Source organism: Flavobacterium lipolyticum (assembly GCF_020905335.1).
GTDB classification, from domain to species: Bacteria; Bacteroidota; Bacteroidia; order Flavobacteriales; family Flavobacteriaceae; genus Flavobacterium; species Flavobacterium lipolyticum.
The window spans coordinates 3,776,777-3,795,725 of sequence record NZ_JAJJMN010000001.1 but is presented as its reverse complement, the minus strand read 5'-3'; the positions used below and the strand labels follow the sequence as shown (position 1 = coordinate 3,795,725).

Annotated in this window: 19 protein-coding genes; 15 read left to right on the top strand and 4 right to left on the bottom strand. The window is 35.7% G+C overall.

What is annotated here, in order from left to right:
• The first annotated feature begins 124 nt into the window (after positions 1-124).
• The 8 genes from LNQ34_RS16165 to LNQ34_RS16130 all read left to right on the top strand — a co-directional run bounded on the left by LNQ34_RS16165 (position 125) and on the right by LNQ34_RS16130 (position 9,490).
• Positions 125-790 (top strand): ABC transporter ATP-binding protein, encoded by a 666-nt coding sequence (locus tag LNQ34_RS16165; RefSeq protein ID WP_070906761.1) that lies wholly within the window; start codon positions 125-127, stop codon positions 788-790.
• A gap of 38 nt (positions 791-828) precedes the next feature.
• Positions 829-1,593 (top strand): TIGR02757 family protein, encoded by a 765-nt coding sequence (locus tag LNQ34_RS16160; protein WP_202701317.1) that lies wholly within the window; start codon positions 829-831, stop codon positions 1,591-1,593.
• 71 nt (positions 1,594-1,664) lie between these two features.
• A complete protein-coding gene (locus LNQ34_RS16155) occupies positions 1,665-2,726 on the top strand; it encodes a HEAT repeat domain-containing protein (RefSeq protein WP_202701801.1) in 1,062 nt (353 codons plus the stop codon).
• Between the two features lie 44 nt (positions 2,727-2,770).
• On the top strand, positions 2,771-4,159 hold the full coding sequence (locus LNQ34_RS16150; RefSeq protein ID WP_230000452.1) for a glycosyltransferase family 2 protein: 1,389 nt from the start codon (positions 2,771-2,773) through the stop codon (positions 4,157-4,159).
• A 7-nt stretch (positions 4,160-4,166) separates the two neighbouring features.
• Positions 4,167-5,432: a YaiO family outer membrane beta-barrel protein gene (locus tag LNQ34_RS16145; protein WP_230000451.1), complete on the top strand. Its 1,266-nt coding sequence runs from the start codon at positions 4,167-4,169 to the stop codon at positions 5,430-5,432.
• 5 nt (positions 5,433-5,437) lie between these two features.
• Positions 5,438-7,651, top strand: coding sequence for a DUF4838 domain-containing protein (locus LNQ34_RS16140; protein ID WP_230000450.1), 2,214 nt, complete (start codon positions 5,438-5,440; stop codon positions 7,649-7,651).
• A gap of 8 nt (positions 7,652-7,659) precedes the next feature.
• On the top strand, positions 7,660-8,028 hold the full coding sequence (locus tag LNQ34_RS16135; protein ID WP_230000449.1) for a response regulator transcription factor: 369 nt from the start codon (positions 7,660-7,662) through the stop codon (positions 8,026-8,028).
• Positions 8,029-8,137: 109 nt separating this feature from the next.
• The gene (locus tag LNQ34_RS16130) at positions 8,138-9,490 is read left to right on the top strand and encodes a DEAD/DEAH box helicase (RefSeq protein WP_230000448.1); all 1,353 of its coding nucleotides are present in this window, start codon (positions 8,138-8,140) and stop codon (positions 9,488-9,490) included.
• Between the two features lie 164 nt (positions 9,491-9,654).
• On the opposite strand, the gene LNQ34_RS16125 is transcribed toward LNQ34_RS16130, so the two are convergent.
• Positions 9,655-10,767, bottom strand: a complete 1,113-nt coding sequence (locus LNQ34_RS16125; RefSeq protein WP_202701806.1) for a lactonase family protein — start codon at positions 10,765-10,767, stop codon at positions 9,655-9,657.
• Positions 10,768-11,036: 269 nt separating this feature from the next.
• Between LNQ34_RS16125 and LNQ34_RS16120 the strand changes: the two genes are divergently transcribed.
• From LNQ34_RS16120 to LNQ34_RS16090, 7 genes are all read left to right on the top strand, one after another.
• Positions 11,037-12,965 carry a BatA domain-containing protein gene (locus LNQ34_RS16120; RefSeq protein ID WP_230000447.1) on the top strand — a complete coding sequence of 643 codons (1,929 nt, stop codon included), beginning with the start codon at positions 11,037-11,039 and terminating at the stop codon, positions 12,963-12,965.
• 145 nt (positions 12,966-13,110) lie between these two features.
• Positions 13,111-14,367, top strand: coding sequence for a dihydroorotase (locus tag LNQ34_RS16115; protein WP_230000446.1), 1,257 nt, complete (start codon positions 13,111-13,113; stop codon positions 14,365-14,367).
• A gap of 5 nt (positions 14,368-14,372) precedes the next feature.
• The gene (locus LNQ34_RS16110; protein WP_202701809.1) at positions 14,373-14,699 is read left to right on the top strand and encodes a hypothetical protein; all 327 of its coding nucleotides are present in this window, start codon (positions 14,373-14,375) and stop codon (positions 14,697-14,699) included.
• 244 nt (positions 14,700-14,943) lie between these two features.
• On the top strand, positions 14,944-15,588 hold the full coding sequence (locus LNQ34_RS16105; protein WP_202701810.1) for an alpha/beta hydrolase: 645 nt from the start codon (positions 14,944-14,946) through the stop codon (positions 15,586-15,588).
• A gap of 164 nt (positions 15,589-15,752) precedes the next feature.
• Positions 15,753-16,130, top strand: a complete 378-nt coding sequence (locus LNQ34_RS16100) for a type II toxin-antitoxin system RelE/ParE family toxin (protein ID WP_230000445.1) — start codon at positions 15,753-15,755, stop codon at positions 16,128-16,130.
• Between the two features lie 16 nt (positions 16,131-16,146).
• Positions 16,147-16,434: a helix-turn-helix domain-containing protein gene (locus LNQ34_RS16095; protein WP_230000444.1), complete on the top strand. Its 288-nt coding sequence runs from the start codon at positions 16,147-16,149 to the stop codon at positions 16,432-16,434.
• A gap of 89 nt (positions 16,435-16,523) precedes the next feature.
• Entirely contained in the window at positions 16,524-17,093 is a 570-nt protein-coding gene (locus tag LNQ34_RS16090; RefSeq protein ID WP_230000443.1) for a cysteine hydrolase family protein, read from the top strand.
• Between the two features lie 89 nt (positions 17,094-17,182).
• On the opposite strand, the gene LNQ34_RS16085 is transcribed toward LNQ34_RS16090, so the two are convergent.
• The 3 genes from LNQ34_RS16085 to LNQ34_RS16075 are packed head-to-tail and all read right to left on the bottom strand — an operon-like array spanning position 17,183 to position 18,943.
• Entirely contained in the window at positions 17,183-17,614 is a 432-nt protein-coding gene (locus LNQ34_RS16085) for a hypothetical protein (protein ID WP_230000442.1), read from the bottom strand.
• A 47-nt stretch (positions 17,615-17,661) separates the two neighbouring features.
• Positions 17,662-18,165, bottom strand: a complete 504-nt coding sequence (locus LNQ34_RS16080; RefSeq protein ID WP_035747178.1) for a hypothetical protein — start codon at positions 18,163-18,165, stop codon at positions 17,662-17,664.
• Positions 18,166-18,178: 13 nt separating this feature from the next.
• Positions 18,179-18,943, bottom strand: a complete 765-nt coding sequence (locus tag LNQ34_RS16075) for an MBL fold metallo-hydrolase (RefSeq protein WP_230000441.1) — start codon at positions 18,941-18,943, stop codon at positions 18,179-18,181.
• Positions 18,944-18,949: the final 6 nt, after the last annotated feature.

Here is an 18,949-nt window from a genome sequence, read left to right as displayed (position 1 = left end):
ATAATTTCTCATAAATGTAGCATAAAATTTCAATACCCATTTAAATAGCTTTCTTCATAAAATTCTGTTACAACCCATTTTGATATCGGAAGAATCTTTGTTTCTTTGTAGAAACAGTTTCAAAATGATCCACGCAAAAAACATACATAAGTTCTACGACAAATTAGAAGTTTTAAAAGGAGTCGATCTGCACATTAAAAAAGGTGAAATTGTTTCGATTGTGGGTGCGTCCGGTGCGGGAAAAACAACTCTTTTGCAAATTCTGGGAACACTTGACAAGCCTTCAGGATTAGAAACCGAAACTTCCTTAACCATAAACGGTCAGAATATTTTAGAGCTGAGTGATAAAGCATTATCAAAATTCAGAAATCTGAATTTAGGATTTATTTTTCAGTTTCATCAGCTTTTACCTGAATTTACAGCATTAGAAAATGTATGTATTCCTGCTTTCATTGCCGGAAAAAAAAATACTGAAGTAGAAAGCGAGGCCAAAAAACTTTTAGATTACTTAGGGCTTTCCCATAGAATTCATCACAAACCCAATGAACTTTCAGGAGGAGAACAGCAAAGAGTTGCTGTAGCAAGGGCGCTAATCAACAAACCCGACGTTATTTTTGCAGATGAACCTTCCGGGAATTTGGACACCCATTCTGCCGAAAATTTACACCAGTTATTCTTTCAGCTTCGTGATGAATTTGGACAGACTTTTGTAATTGTAACTCACAATGAAGAATTAGCCAATATGGCGGATAGAAAGTTAGTAATGGTTGATGGATTAATTAGTAATTAAAAACCTTCAACAATTAGGTTATCTCTTTCCTTTACATTATGACACAAAAAGAACTCAAAGAATTTCTTGACGAAAAAGTCACCCAATACAACAATCTCGATTTTATCGAAAGTGATCCTGTGCAAATTCCACATTTGTTTTCTCAGAAAGAAGACATTGAGATTGCAGGTTTTTTGAGTGCCACAATTGCCTGGGGAAATCGCAAGATGATTATCAAAAATTCACATCAAATGATGGAATTAATGGGTAATACTCCTTATGATTTTGTGATGTCACATACTGATGAAGATCTGGAGCGTCTTGAAAACTTTGTACACCGTACTTTTAACGGAAAAGACTTTAGCGGCTTTATAAAAGGATTACAGCACATTTATAAAAATCACAAAGGTCTTGAAGCTGTTTTTGCCAAAAATCAAGAAGTAGACGGCTTACAGAAAAGCATCAGTGAGTTCAAAAAAATATTCTTTGAGATTGATCATTTGCCCCGAACTCAAAAACATATTTCGGATCCGTTAAACAATTCCGCAGCAAAAAGAATCAACATGTACCTGCGCTGGATGGTACGCCAGGATACCAAAGGTGTTGACTTAGGTATTTGGAAAACCATTTCACCTTCATTATTGTCGTGTCCGCTCGATGTACATTCCGGTAATGTAGCCCGTAAATTAGGGATCCTAACCCGAAAACAAAATGATGGAAAGGCCTTAACAGAACTCGATCTTAAACTCCGAAAAATGGACCCTCAAGATCCGGTAAAATATGACTTTGCTCTTTTCGGATTGGGTGTTTTTGAGGGATTTTAATCCCCAGGGAGTGACCTTTCATTAGTTTTATTGCGTTTTTTTTCGTAATTTCACTCTATAAAGCAATATTTATGGAGCATTTTATAGGTTATATAAAACACTACGCCATCCCATTATTTGTATTTACAAGTTTAGCTTTAGCACTTGCATTAATACTCAAAAGAATTCATTATCAATACACTCTTCCTTACCGGCATCACATTGTACGAAAGTCCGAAATTTTCCTTACAGAAATCACACTCTCAAAACCGGAGGAAAGCATTCTGAAATACAAAATTGCCAAATTCAGATCTGAAATTCCCATCCATAAAACCTGGTGTAAAGAAATGCTTATCGACGATATGATTCGGATGAAAAGCAATTTAAAAGGTAAAACCGCCAAAAACATTCTTATTATATACAAACAACTGGGTTTAAACCATTATTCAGCAAGTTTACTTCGGGATTTTAGAAAATATAAAAAATGTGATGGCATTTATCATTTTCAAGCCTTGGGATATAAACCCGGAATTGCTCTAATCAAAAAATATTTGTTTCATCCCAATAAAATTATCCGGTCAAACGCCAATATTGCTTACCTGATTTTAACCAAAGGAGACTGGCAGGCCGTTAATAAAATTCCGGTAAAAGTATCCATCAGTACCACCATAAAAATAATGGATGTATTGCATTCGCAAAACATACCAATTCCACCTGATATCGAACTTTGGATAGAATCTGATAATCCTACTACTCTGAAATTAGCCGTAATGACTATGGTTTTTTACAATTACAGAAACAGATCACAGGATATTATCAAATTGCTCAAACACGAAAATAAAAACCTTAGAACCGATGTGATTATTGCCATTCGCGACTTGTACCTGTATGAGGCAGAAGAGGATTTATTACTGCAATTTAAGCAGGAGAGTATCGAACTTCAATTGGAAATTCTGAATGCCCTTGCCATTGTAGGCTCAGAAAAAACAATCTCATTTTTAAACCATCAAATTCCGAGAGAAGAAATCAAAGATCTTAAATTAAAAATGGTAGCTGCTTTAAATGGTCTCGATTCTGTATGTATAGATGTATTGGGAAGACAGGATTCCGATACGCAAAAAATGATTAATCACATTAGAGAATTACAACTATGATAACTGATTTTCTACATTATATTATTCACTGTTACAATCTCTTTGTGATCCATTTTTCAATCGGGTATATTCTGTTCTACATCTTCCTGTCTGTCCTTTCTTACTGGGCGATCGTAAAACATTTAAAATATCAAAAATACCTGGAAGAAGAGGTTTTAATTCGTTCGAACCATATACTGGGCGTTTCCATTGTGGCTCCCGCTTTTAATGAGGGGGTAAATATCGTTTACAATGTTAAATCCCTACTCTCTCTTACCTATCCGAAATACGAAATCATTATTGTCAATGATGGAAGTTCTGACGATACACTGGAAAAACTAATTGTCGAATTTGATCTGGTTAAAATTGACTTTTATTATCAGGAGAAAATAGCTACGCAGCCCGTTCGGGGGCATTATAAATCAAAGAATCCTGTTTATTCGAAATTACTGATTGTCGACAAAATAAACGGAAAAAGCAAAGCTGATGCCGCAAATGCCGGGATAAACTCGTCGCAATATCCCCTTTTTTTATGCACTGATGTAGATTGTATTTTAAAAAGAGATACTATTTTGAAACTGGCCAAACCCTTTATGGAAAATGAAACTCGTGTCATTGCTTGTGGAGCCGGAATCAGGATTTCAAACTCCTGCGATATCAAGGAAGGCTTTTTGTTTAAAGTTCATTATCCTAAAGAATGGTATCCGCGTTTTCAGGAATTAGAATACGTACGCTCTTTTTTATTTGGAAGAATGGCATGGAGTCAGCTAAACGGTCTGCTTTTGGTTTCCGGAGGTCTCGGTATGTTTGATAAAGACATTGTGATTAAAGCGGGTGGATACTGGCATCAGTCCTTAGGTGAAGATATGGAACTGGTGACGCGCATGCGAAAATACATGCACGATACTAAAGAAAAATACTTAATCAAATACATTCCCGAATCACTCTGTTGGACAGAAGTTCCCAGTACGCGAAAAATATTCTTAAGACAACGTATTCGATGGGCTCGTGGACTGGTTCAAACCTTGTATTTACATCGAAAAATGTTTTTAAATCCAAAATACGGACGAACAGCCTTTCTGGTATTACCTTTCTTTTTCAGTTTTGAGTTTTTAGTTCCTATTATAGAATTTATTGGTATTCTGACTCTAATTTTCAGTTTTATATTTGGAATGATCGACTACCAGTATTTACTGATTATAAGCTTATTAGTCTATCTATTCTATCTCTCCATAACCATAATATCCATATTGATAGATGAAATACTATATAAAAGTTATGCCAATTATAAAGAATTAATGGTTCTTATCGGGATGGCTGCACTTGAGCCTTTTGTGTACCATCCGATAACGATTTACGCCTCACTGAAAGGCTATTGGTTCTTCTTTCGAAGAAAAGAACAAAACTGGGGCGTAATGGTCCGTAAAGGATATGAAAGTCCAACTAAAAAATAAGCTGATCATGAAACATAACAGAACTATAGCTCTAATAAGACTGCTTTTTTGTTTATTTCTATTGACTTGCCAAACTACAAAAGGTCAAAGAAAAATAGACACTGACAGCCTTTTGACTGTTGTGCTTCAGGACATGAGAAATGCCCGTCCGGACTACAAAGCAAATATTCAGAGAGCTCAGTTAGGAAAAAAACTGGCTCCGGACTACCTGGATTTCTATTTGGTATTGGGGCGAAATTATGACCTGACAAAAGCAAAAGACAGTGCCCGATTTTACTATAACTATGTCATTGATAAAAACCCGGCCTATGAGGATGCCTATCTCTATCTGATCAATATCGATTTAGAGGCGAAAAATTACGATGAAGCTCTGGTCTTAACCAATAAAGCAATTGACCAGTTTCCCGACAACAAAACCTTCAGGCTAAAAAGAATTGCAATTTATTCTCTGCAGAATGACACTAAAAATGAGGAAAAAAATCTCAAATCGATAAGAACAAAATACCCCAATGATGCCGACATCGAACAGCGTCTTTTTGCCTTGTACTCCAGAACTAATATGGATCGGGGGGGTGTTTATTACAACTTCACCACAATTGATCGCGACGGTGTTGGCCCGTGGCATCTGGCAAGTGCCGATTATACGCATCAACGTACCTGGGGAAGTTTAATTGGAAGAGTTAGCCATGCTGAAAGACGATCTTCCAGTCAGGTCATGGCCAGCGGACTTCAATTTGAAGTCGAATCTTACCTCTCGGGAAAGAAGAACAACTATTCCTACATTGATGTCGCCTACAGCAGTGACATCGCTTTTCCTGAATGGAGATTAGGGTATTGCTATTTCTACAATTTCGCCAAAGGCTGGGAGGCAGATTTAGGCTTCCGCTACATCGAAATGCAGGACAACAGTAATTTAAAAACTTTAAATGTAGGATTAGGAAAATACTTCGGGGCATACTGGGTCAATTTAAGATCTTACATTCAAAAAGACGCACCGTCCTTTACCCTTACCTCCCGCTACTATTACGGAACTAAGTTTGATTATCTTACCCTAATTGCAGGTTATGGAACTTCACCGGACGATCAGACCAGAGCAGCGGAATATGAAAACAGAGCTTCTTTAAGTTCGTACAGACTGAGTGCCGGCTTTTATAAATTAATCAGAACCCATTATATTTTTGGAATATTAATCACCAACAACCAACAGGAATACACCCCTAAAAAGTTTCAAAACGAACTTGATTTTGCTTTTTTACTGCAATATAAATTTTAAATCGTATGAAAAAAAAGCGTCTTCAATATTTGCAAATATTTATTCTCACCCTGCTTAGTTTTAAGATGATGGCACAATCTGAAATTACAATATCCGATAAAACCAAAATTATTGCTACCGCTGAAAGTACTCAGGCTGCGGCAGGAATACTAAAATTATATCTGGAGAAATCCGTGTCGAAACCATTTGAAATTACTACAAAAAGTCAAAAAGAGAGTGATGCTTCCGAAATCATACTGGAAATTTCCAATGATAAAAAACTCAAAGCAAATGAATTCAATGTCAAAAGCGATTCAAAATCAATTTATATAACGGCTCCAAATCAGAAATACCTGCGCTATGCCGTTTATACTTTACTCGAAATCTGGGAATTTAGGAAATTTACCGCAACAGAAACTTATATTCCAAAAGTAACTCAGTTTACTTTTGCAAAAAACACAAGTAAAATCTATCAGCCCTCTTTTGATTACAGAGCTTTGTTTTTCCCTGATTGTTATGACGAAGATTTCAGGGACTGGCACAAACTCGACTGGCACATTGACGATTTTGGTCTTTGGGGACATTCTTTTAGCATGCTTGTTCCGCCAAAAGAATATTTTAAAACTAATCCTCAACTTTTTGCTTTGTACGAAGGAGAACGAAATACAGAATCTTTGTGCATGACCAATGACACTGTTGTGAATCTGGTAGAGGAAAAAATGACTGAAATTATCGCAAAAACACCCCATGCGCAATTCTATTCTGTCAGCCAGAATGATGACGTCGTGTATTGTGAATGTACGCAATGCAAAGCCATGAACACTAAATATGGTGGTCCGCAAGGTTCGTTTTATTACTTTCTAAATAAAATCGCCGCTCACTTTCCTAAAACCAAAATTACAACCCTAGCCTATCTTCATACCTTCAAACCTCCTGTAAATCTGAAAATAGCTCCAAACATTTATACGATCTTATGCCCTATTGAACTGGATCGCGGCAAACCCATTACCAATCAGAACAATCCATCATTTATCAAAAACCTTGAGAACTGGAGCACAACTTCACCACAGCTATTTTTATGGGACTACACCGTTCAATTCTCTAATTTCATGTCCCCTTTTCCTAATTTTGAATCTTTTCAAAACAACTATAAACTCTTTCAAAAAAACAAAGTAAAGGGATTATTTGTACAGGGATATGCTGATGTTCCGGGAGATCTTTCGGAATTGCGACAATATCTCCTGGCAAAATTAATGTGGAATACTGATATTGACATTAAAGCTGTTACTGCTGATTTCCTCAGAGGTTTTTATGGAAAAGCAGCGCCCTATGTCGCAAAATATCTTGACCTCATAGAAGCCAATCAAAGCAAAAGTAAAGCTTATTTAGATATTTATTCTGGTCCTGTACAGGCGCGAAATACGTTCTTGACGCCTGAAGCTATGGATCACTACGATCATTTTCTGGAACAGGCCAATAATACCGTCGAAAATGATTCCATTTTAAGCTCACGCGTTCATAAATTACGACTGGCTTTAGAATTTGTTTATTTTGAGCAGGCCAAATTTTATGGAAAAAACCAGCACGGAATGTTTGTTGTAAATAACCAAGGCAAAAAAGAAGTAAAACCGGGTTTAACTGAAAGAGTTCTAAAATTCTCAAAATCCTGCAATCAGTTTGGAGTTTATGAATTGAGCGAAGACGGAATTTCTCCTGATAATTATTATAAAGAATGGATTGAAATTGGCAAAAACACCACTACTCATTTAGGCGAGGACCTGAAAGTTACCTTTATAATACCTCCATCTGATGAGTTTAAAGGCAAAGGAAGTTATGGTTTGGTTGATGGAAACATAGGGTACAAAAACTTTAATATCAACTGGATTGGATGGTATGATGCGAATCCGGAAATTGAAATCGAAACCAAAAATCTTGATTTCAACCTCTTAAAATTAAATTTCCTAAACGATCAGAGACATTGGATTTTTACACCAAAAAAAATAAAAATCTATGGTTTTAAGAATCAGAAATGGGAACTTATTAAAGAGCAAATTTGCAACAATTTAACAGAAGACTACGAAATTACAACACAATCATGGGAAGTCGAAAATCAGAGATTCAGTAGTTTTACCAAGATCAAAATCGTAGTAGAAAACCAGAAGGAATTGCCCGTCTGGAGAAAGCGAAAAAACAAAAAAGCAATGATAATGCTGGACGAAATAGAGTTGTATAAAAAATAATAGTCGAAATGGATACTACCAATAAAAAAATTATGATCATCGATAATGATGATATGACTGTTGAGATTTTAAAATTCATTCTAAAAAAAGAAGGCTTCAAAGTAAGTATCGCAAAAGATGGTATCAATGCCATGGAGCGGCTTCCTGTTATTATGCCGGATTTGGTGATTACCACGATTACCGTACCTCTTAAATCCGGTCTGGAAATTATCAATGAAATCAAGCAAAATTACAATGATATCCGTGTTATTGCACTTTCTTCACTGGGAGAAGAAGAAAACACTGTTGAAGAAGCTTTTCAATTGGGTGTAGACGATTTTATTGCTAAACCCTTTAATCCAAATGAACTTTTACTGCGAATAAAACGATTTTTATAGTTTTTTAAACTGCATTTTTAAGAAATTCGAAGCCCACAAACTGTCGTAATTTCTAAGAAACAACGATTTTCAGCTATTTATAGCTATATTTGCACAAAATTTAATGCAAATGAGCACTTTCGAAAAATTCAATCTCCCAAAATCAGTACAAAAAGCCATCGACGAACTAGGTTTTGTTACTCCTACCCCAATTCAGGAAAAATCTTTTTCAGTGATTATGTCTGGCCGTGACATGATGGGAATTGCACAAACCGGTACCGGTAAAACATTTGCTTACTTATTACCCCTTCTAAAATTATACAAATTCACCAATACCAATACGCCTAAAATTGTAATTCTGGTTCCAACCCGTGAATTAGTCGTTCAGGTAGTAGAAGAAGTAGAGAAATTAACCAAATACATGTCGGTTAAAACACTGGGGATTTTTGGTGGAGTAAACATCAATACACAGAAAAAAGCAGTGTATGAAGGTGTAGACATTTTAGTTGGAACACCTGGTAGAACAATGGATTTAGCATTGGATGCCGTAGTACGTTTTGATGAAACTCAGAAATTAGTTATTGATGAGTTTGATGAAATGCTAAATTTAGGTTTCCGTACGCAATTGACTGCTCTTTTGGCGATGATGAAAACCAAACGTCAAAACATTCTATTCTCAGCAACCATGACCGATGAAGTTGATGCTGTACTGAATGACTTTTTTGACTTTCCGGAAGAGGTAACACTTGCCGCTTCGGGAACACCTTTGGAAAAAATTACACAGATTACTTATAATGTTCCGAATTTCAATACCAAAGTAAATTTGCTAAAACATTTACTGGAAACCAATGAAAGCATGGAACGTGTTTTGGTTTTTGTGAACAATAAAAAGATTTCGGATATGCTTCATACCCGAATCGAAGAGGATTTTGAAGATCAGTTTGGAGTAATACACTCTAATAAATCTCAAAATTACCGTTTGAGTACTATGGCAGAATTTCAGGAAGGTAATCTTCGCGGATTAATCACCACCGATATTATGGCCAGAGGTTTAGACATTTCGAACATCTCCCACGTTATTAACTTTGAACTTCCTGAATTCCCTGAACTGTACATGCACAGAATTGGTCGTACAGGACGTGCAGATGCTACAGGAACTGCCATTAGTTTTATCACGCCACGTGAAGAAGAATTCAAAATTGAAGTTGAAGTATTAATGAATCAGGAACTGGAAATTGCCCATTTCCCTGAAGAAGTTGAAATTTCAACCAAATTAATCGAACCTGAAAAAGACAAGCAGCCTATTAAGTTTTTAATGAAAAAACCAAAACTTGAGGGTGACGGTGCGTTTCACGAAAAATCGAAAAAGAACAAAAAAGTCAATCTTGGAGGTCCGTCGAAAACCAAAAAGAAAACCCACGGATCTGTCAATCGAAACATGCTGAAAACGAGAGATAAGAAAAGGAAGGATAAGGATAAATAGATACTAAGGCACTAAGGTTCTGAGGTTCTAAGATACTAAGGATTAAACAAAAAGCTTAAAATATTGAATTAAGAATAACTTAGTTCTCTATTTTGAGCTTTTTTATTGTTCGAAACTCATAGTCTTAGCTCCTTAGAACCTCAGAACCTTAGCACCTCAATAAACTATATCCTCGTAAAAACCAACCCCACCGGAGAGCACAACCCGATTCTCTTGCCTGTATCGGTTAATTTTCCAGTTGTTTTATCTCTTTTAAAAATAATAATATCATTCGTATATTGATGTCCTACTAAAAGAAAATTACCCGTGGGATCAATCGCAAAATCTCTTGGGCCTTTTCCCAGAGTACTCACCTGCTCCACCAATTCAATCCCACCATTTTTCTGAATCTTATAAACGGAAACAGCATTCGCATCGACACGATCTGAAACATACAAAAATGCTCCGTCAGGTGAAATTTTGATGGCTGCCGCTCCGGTTCCTCCTGTAAATCCTTTTGGCAAAATACTGGTCTCTCCAATAACTTTCAGACTTCCGTTTGGGTCAAAACTAAAAGTCGTCAGTGTACCGTCTAATTCCTGAACCAGATACACAAATTTACCGTCTTTACTAAAAGTCAAATGCCTTGGTCCGCTCCCCGGTTTTACATCTGCAGACCCTTTTAGCGTTAAGATTTCGTTTTTAGAATTCGGATTGTATTTATACACAAAAACTTTATCCAGACCTAAGTCATTAGACAAAACAAATTTTTTATCAGGTGAAAAGGCCACCATATGTACGTGTGCTTTCTCCTGACGCGCTGCATTAATTCCTTTTCCTGCATGCTGAACTAACTGCTGTGCTTCAGAAATACTTCCATCGGCATTCTTCTTAAAAACGGCAATATTTCCTCCTGAATAATTCGCGACAAGCACATTTTTATCATCATTAATCAAATGACAAGGATCGGCACCCAACGCATCATTTTTATTTAGAAAAGTTAATTTTCCAGATCCTGCGTCATAACCAAAAGCACTAACAGCACTGTGAGTCCCGTTTTCATTTACGGCATACACAAACTTATTGTCTGCTGAAACCGACAAATAACTTGGGCTTACTACATTTTCTGAGGAACTTTTCAATTTGAAATCACCGGAATCGGCATTAAAATCATAAACATAAATTCCGTTACTCTGACAGGTATTCGTGTAAGTTCCTACCAGTAAATTAAATTTGTTCTGAGCCTGTAAACCTGCGCAGGACAAAGCAGAAAAAAGCAGTATGTATAATCTTTTCATAATCCTTGAATTGTTTTAGATACGCTAAAATAGCGAATAATATCTTCTCTAATCCTATTTTTTTGTTACAAATGGGATCCCAAAAGTTACATTTTTCAAACGATGCAAATCGTTTCTTCAACAAAAAAGGATCTAAATTCATCAAAAAAAATAGCCAACGGCGTTTACTCATAATCTGCTTTATAACTGATAAGGTTTGAGTAAAAATTTGTATTTTTGACCAGTGTCTTCGCGAAAAATAAAACGTAGTGAAGTAAATCGAAGCCCGAATGCATTTTAAACATCCCGAAATTCTATACTTTCTGTTCTTGTTAATTGTTCCAATTCTGGTTCACTTATTTCAATTACGACGTTTTAAAACCTCTTTTTTTACTAATGTTCGCTTCCTGAAAGAGATCTCTGTTCAGACCCGAAAGAGTTCGAAAATCAAAAAACGATTGTTATTAGCCACCCGCTTACTGTTGTTGACTTGTATTATTCTGGCTTTTGCCCAGCCTTTTTTTGAGGCTAAAGACAGTAAAAATGCTGCCAATGAAATGTATATCGTTCTCGATAATTCGTTTAGCATGCAGGCAAAAGGAAAAAAAGGAGAACTGCTAAAACGTGCTGTGCAGGAACTTCTCGAAAACACGCCTGAAACTTCCTCTTTTTCGCTGTTGACTAACACTGAAAACTATTGGAATACCGACATTAAATCATCCAAAAGTGCACTACAAAACCTAAAATACAGCGCTACACCTTTTGAACTTCCATCGATAATAGCAAAGATCAAAGCGCACAAATCAGCTCATAAAAAAGATATTGTCATTATTACCGATGCGGTAGGTCTTGCCGAAAAGGACATAAAAAACCTTGACACCGAAGAGAAACCTTATTTTATTATTCCGGAAGCGGAACAGAAAAACAATATTGCCATTGACAGTGTTTTTATCAATCAGACTCTGGAGAATTTCTATGAGATAAGCGTTAATCTGTCTGCTTACGGCGAAGATTTCAAACCCGTTTCAATGGCCTTGTACAATCAAAATAAACTGATTGCCAAAACCATTATCCATTTTGATGCAAAGAAAAAGAAAATAGACTTTACCATTCCAAAAGAAGCTTTTCATGGTCATGTTGTTATTGAAGACAATGGATTGACGTACGACAACAAGCTTTTTTTCAGTATCCTGAAAACAAAGAAAACAAACATCATCAGTATTGGTGAACCCGAAAAAAGTAATTTCTTATCCCGAATTTATACATCGGCAGAATTCAACTACAACAACTATTCGATCGGCAACCTGGATTACAACAGTTTAGACAAACAAAACACCATTATTCTAAACGAACTGACAGAAGTTCCTCAGGCATTACAAACTACCTTAAAAGCATTTGTCGCTAAAGGTGGTAATTTAGTAGTGATCCCTTCCGAAAAAACATCCCTTTCTAATTTGAATTCTTTCTTGGGTAATTTTGGAAAAATTCAGTTTACCACTCTTGAAAACAAAGCGAAGTTAATCACCAAAATCAATTTTGATCATCCACTATTCTCCGGTGTGTTTGAGAACAAAATCACGAACTTTCAATATCCAAAAACAAACAGTTCTTTTGGTATTTCAAGTCCATACCCAGCCGTTTTATCCTACGAGGACCAAAGCGTATTTGTAACAGCCATTCAAAATCCGGTTTCGGGAATTACTGTCTTTACGGCACCTATTAATGCCACAAATTCAAACTTTCAGCAATCTCCTTTGATTGTCCCTTTATTTTATAAAATGGGGCAGAACAATCAAAAAACCGGGGTTAACGCTTTGATTATAGGCAGTAATCAGCCTTATTTTGTAGATGTATTATTAACAAAAGACGCCATTTTGGAAGTAAAAGGAAATGATGATTCCTTTATTCCCATTCAGCAAATACTAAATAACAAAGTTAAACTCACCTTTAATGATTTCCCTGAAACGGCAGGAAATTATAGTGTTTTTGACCGAAAAGAATGGATCGAAAACCTAAGTTTCAATTACAAAAGAAGCGAAAGTGACCTGAGTCAGGTAAACACCAATGTGGTTTCTGATTTTAAAACAGCGGACACTATTTCAACCATTTTTAACACCTTACAAACGGAACGAACAGACAGCCAAATTTGGAAATGGTTTGTTATCTTTGCACTGTTATTTTTAGCATTAGAAATAGCAATAATAAAATTTGTAAAGTAGTTTTTTTTTAGCTTGTATGTCATTTCGACGTAAGAAGAAATCACACTCGCTGAGAACGCACTGCACGGAATATTGAAATGCGATTTCTCCTTACGTCGGAATGACAAACGAGAATCTGAAAAATAATAAATAAATTTCTCTACATATGAAAATAATCATCAGAAGCGCCAAAATAATCGATTCAGAGAGTCCGTTTCACAACCAGACCGTTGATCTTTTAATTGCAGATGGTTTAATTGAAAAAATAGGAACTTCACTTCCTGAAATTGATAATGCAAAAGAGGTAAAATTTGATCATTTACATCTTTCTCAAGGTTGGTTTGACAGTAGCGTTTCTTTTGGAGAGCCGGGCTACGAAGACAGAGAAACAATCACCAACGGATTGAATGTTGCCGCAAAAAGTGGTTTTACAGCCGTTGCTCTTCAACCCAACTCCTTCCCTATTATTGACAACCAATCACAGGTAAATTTTGTAAAAAATAAGGCAAACGGTTTTGCTACTGAACTTTTGCCAATTGGAGCTTTAACTAAAGCCAGCGAAGGAAAAGATATGGCAGAGCTTTACGATATGAAAAATGCCGGAGCCGTTGCTTTTGGAGACTACAACAAAAGTATCGACAACGCTAATCTTCTAAAAATTGCTTTACAATATGTACAGGATTTTGATGGATTAGTAATTACTTATGCACAAGATCCTAATTTAAAAGGAAACGGTGTTGCAAATGAAGGAATCGTTTCAACAAGATTAGGACTTAAAGGAATCCCTGCTTTGGCAGAAGAACTACAAGTTGCAAGAAACTTATTTCTACTAGAATATACCGGTGGAAAGTTACACATCCCGACCGTCTCTACTGCAAAAACTGTCGCATTGATTCAAGAGGCCAAAGCAAAAGGCTTGAAAGTTACTTGCAGTGTTGCTGTACATCATCTGGTACTAACCGATGAAAAACTGGAAGAATTTGACACCCGTTTTAAAGTAACTCCACCACTACGAAGCGAAACAGACAGAAAAGCTCTTTTAAACGCAGTTTTAGACGGGACTATTGATATGATTACTTCCGATCATAATCCAATTGATATTGAATTCAAAAAAATGGAATTCGACACTGCCAAAAATGGAACAATTGGTCTGGAAAGTGCTTTTGGTGCTTTATTAACAGTTCTGCCTTTAGAAACCATAATTGAAAAATTAACGTTGGGTAAAACGGTTTTCGGAATTGAAAAAAGCATCATAGCGGAAGGCTCAAAAGCGAACTTCACTTTCTTTACTCCGGAAGGAAAATCAACTTTTACCAAAGAAAACATTCTCTCCAAATCTAAAAACTCTGCTTTTTTAGGAGCAGAAACCAAAGGAGCTGTGTACGGAATATTCAATCAAAATCAACTTGTTACCTCTAAATAATTACAATGAACAATTCAATTGAAAAAGGAAAACCAATCGCTATCACCAGTTATATTTTGATTATTGGGGTACTAATCGCAATGTCTATGAACTCAGAAGACAAAAACAGCTTTGCTTCTTTTCACATTCGCCAGGCATTAGGATTGTCTTTAACCTTTATTTCATTCGGAGCCATCATCAGCAATTTTGACAGCTTCTTTATTACTTTCCCAATGTGGATCTGTATTTCGATTTTATGGACTTACGGCATTTTTACCGCCATTCAGGGACAAACAAAACCAATTCCGTTAGTGGGAGCGCTTTTCCAAAAATGGTTTCAAAAAATAGGGTAAATTTTAAATTACAATTAGAAAAATTCCAAATTTTAAATTCCAATAACCCTGGTTTTAAGATTTTAATCGCATTTTTTTATCAAGCTTAAAGCTTGTCAAGCTGAGCGAAGTCGAAGCTTGTCAGGAGCAAAGATTAAAGCTTGTCAGGCTGAGCGAAGTCGAAGCCCGACAAGCTTTATCTTAATACATCTTACATTTCACATCTTATATTTCACAATTCACATCACATCTTACAACTAAAAAAATGAATCTATCTCTAGAATATAAAATACAAAAACCAAAAGTTATCTTAGACAAAAATCCTGTCTTAATTTTATTACACGGATACGGCAGCAACGAAGCCGATTTATTCTCATTTGCAACCGAACTCCCTGATAACTATTATATTATTTCAGCCAGAGCACCTTATGATTTACAATATGGCGCTTATGCCTGGTATGCGATTAACTTTGATGCAGATCAGAATAAATTTTCTGACAACGAACAGGCAAAAACTTCCCGTGATGTAATTGCTGGCTTTATTGATGAATTAACGACTAACTACCCTATTGATGCTAATAATGTAACTTTGATTGGTTTCAGTCAGGGGTCCATTCTGAGTTATTCCGTTGCACTTTCATATCCTGAAAAAGTACAGCGTGTAGTGGCTATGAGTGGTTATTTTAATGAAGATATCATCAAAGAAGGTTATGATAAAAATGACTTTAAAAACCTAAAATTCTTTGCCTCACACGGAACTGTCGATCAGGTAATTCCAATCGAGTGGGCCAGAAAAACGCCTGCAATTTTAGAACATTTGAATATTCCAATTACCTATAAAGAATACCCGGTTGGACATGGCGTAGCTCCTCAGAATTTCTTTGATTTAAACAATTGGCTGTTGATATAATTAACTTTTTCAATTACAGCACCGAATCTTAAATCTTTTTCCATTAAAAAAACAATATAATTCTTACAACAAAAATCAATTTGCAAAAAAACATTTGTATTTTTAGAGTCTAGATTTTATAATTTAAATCATCAAAAACAAAAAATAAGCAAAAGTTTCCTTTCATGGAAACTTTTGCTTATTTTTGTAAATGGAAAAATGAAATGGAAAAACTTTTTGAAGTTCAGTTTCTTGAAGAAGCTTATTTATTTTTAAAAAACATGGAACCAAAACATTCTGAAAAGATTATTTACAATATACATAAAGCACAAATCAAAAACGATCCGGAGCTTCTTAAAAAACTAACAGATGATATTTGGGAACTCCGAACACTCTATCAAGGAAATCAATATCGATTGCTCGCTTTTTGGGATAAAACCAATATAAAAAGCACCTTAGTAATAGCAACACATGGTTTTATAAAAAAACAAAGTAAAGTTGCTTCCAAAGAAATACTAAAAGCAAAAAAAATACAATTGAATTATTTTAAAGAGAAAGATTAATCTACTTTATACAGTAATGAAAACATATACATTAGAAGTCGTAACAGATGAATTAGTTGGAAAAATAGGCACACCAAACAGAGACAAGTTCGAATATAACTTGCAACTTGACTTAATTGCCAATGCTATCAGACAAACCCGAAAAGAACGCAATCTGACTCAGGAAGATCTGGGCAAGCTCATAGGGGTTCAAAAAGCGCAAATTTCAAAATTAGAAAATAACACTGGAAATGTAACGATAGAAACGCTAATTAAAATTTTCACAGCCTTAAAAGCTAAAATTACATTTGAAATAACACTGTAACATTAGTAATTGGCTAACAAAAAGTAGTCTTTCGAGATGAAATTCAATCTCAATCCTCAAAAATGATCAAAATTAAAAAAACTAATCTTATGAGTTTAAAAAAATTAGACAACCCGGCGCTACTTTTAATTGATATTCAGAAAGGATTTAATGATATTGTTTACTGGGGAGGAGAACGAAATAATCTAGCTGCTGAACAAAGTGCTGCTGAACTTTTAGAAATCTGGAGAAACAAAAAAATGCCCATTTTCCATGTACAGCATTGTTCTTCTAATCCAAACTCTATTCTGAATGAAACCCATCCGGGAAATGAATTTCAGGATATTGTAAAACCACAAGAAGGCGAAACAATCATCAGGAAGAATGTCAATAGCGCTTTTATCGGAACTAATTTAAAGGAATTACTTGACGATGCTAAAATCAAAACTGTTGTTATCGCTGGTTTAACAACAGATCACTGCGTTTCTACAACCACTAGAATGGCGGGAAACTTTGGCTATAACGTTTACCTCATTTCTGATGCTACCGCAACTTTCAATAAAAAAGGTATCAACGGAGAGGAATTCTCTGCCGAAATCATTCACCAAACCGCTCTTGCCAGTTTAAATGAAGAATTTGCACAGGTAGTAACTTCTGAATTTATCAAAAGAATTGTCTAGTTTTCAGTCTCAGTTTTCAGTCTTACTTTAAAACTGAAACTGAAAACTGAGACTGAGACTGAATACTGAGACTGCGACTGAACACTAAACTATTCTCCCGTATAAATAATTTTCCCGTCTTTCTTTAAAACATAACCTTTCCAGGGAATTAACTGCAGATCACCTTTAATCCAAGGCTCTCCTTCTGATTTTCTCTCTAAAAGAATTGGTTCTTTTTGAGTGTCCAGAAAAAGTTCCGCTTGGTTTCCGTCAAAGATAACATAAGCTACGGTAGAATACGTTTTCCCATCTTCGGCATGAGCTAGTTTTGTACCGACTTCAAAAAGACGAACACATTCTTTCTTAAGAGCCGACCAGATGTAACCCGCAGAAGGTTTACATCCATGGGCATCTGAATCTCCTCCAACAACAGCTGGTTTAACTTCTTCTTTCTTTTCAGAAGTTTTATTTTCTTCAGCAACTTTCTTCCCGCAAGAAAATGAAAGTCCCGCAACAATAGCAAGTAAAAACACCTTTTTCATAAGTCGAATATTTAGTTAAACCCGTTTAGAAATAAGAAAAGAGCTTCTTACTTTTGATACAGCCAGGTTTGGTTTACTTCAAAAGTAATACTTTCGTCGTCATTAACAAAGTACTTCAACAACACTTCACCCCACATTTCACCATTGCTGTAATCCGCAATAATCCATCTGTGATTTAAAATTTTCACCTTATTGATAATAAATTTATTCGGACCAATTTTGTCTTGTCCTGTATAAGGATTCCCATTTGGATTTGCATTTAAGTCCAATAATTTCTCTGTTACCAGTGGGATTAGTTTTTCATATAAAATAACTTTTCCTCCAGTTGCACTATTATCAAAATAATTCTGTGCATTTTCATTGTGTTCTAAAGAAAAATAATCTGCTTCCGCCAATTTTGTTGATACCAAATTGATACTGTCTCTCAGCTTTTTGGTCGTTTTTACATATCTGTCCTGCTCAAATTTCACTTCGCTGCTGTAAAACATATAGGTAAAAACATTCATTAATATCGCAAGGATAAAAAGGTAAAGCATTAAGGATTTTTTCATTTTTGTAATATAATTAAATTGTAATTTCTAAATTATCATAAGCCAGAAAAACATTTTCGGGCAATTGTTTTTGCACTTCTTCATGAAAGCCTAAAACGTGACTAATATGCGTTAAATAAGCAACTTCAGGTTTCACTAAATCGATAAAATCCAATGCTTCCTGAAGATTAAAGTGAGTATCGTGCGGTTCTAGACGCAAAGCATTTACAACCAGTACCTTTAAATTTTTAAGTTTTTCAACCTCTGCTGTATCAATCGTTTTAACATCCGTCAAGTAAGCGAAGTCATCGATGCGATATCCAAAAACCTGCAAGTCACCGTGCATTACATTAATTGGAATTGCTGTTTTATCGCCAATGCTAAAAGGCACGTCATTCACTACCTCAATCGTTTTAACGCTGGGTGCTCCCGGGTACTTGTTTACAGTTTCAAAAACATAATCGAAACGACGTTTTAAATTGTCGATTACACGCTGATGCGCATACACAGGAATCTCGCCCTGTCTGAAATTATAGGGACGAATATCATCTAAACCGGCCGTATGATCAGCATGTTCGTGTGTAAATAAGATAGCATCGAGTTTTCGGCAGCCACAGGAAAGCATCTGTTGCCTGAAATCAGGACCACAATCGATCACATACGAGTGATCGTCCCATGTAATCCAAATGGAAACACGAAGTCTTTTATCCTTAGCATCAGTGCTTTTACAAACAGGATGATCCACTCCGATTATCGGAATGCCTTGAGAAGTACCAGTACCTAAAAAATATACCTTCAATTGAAC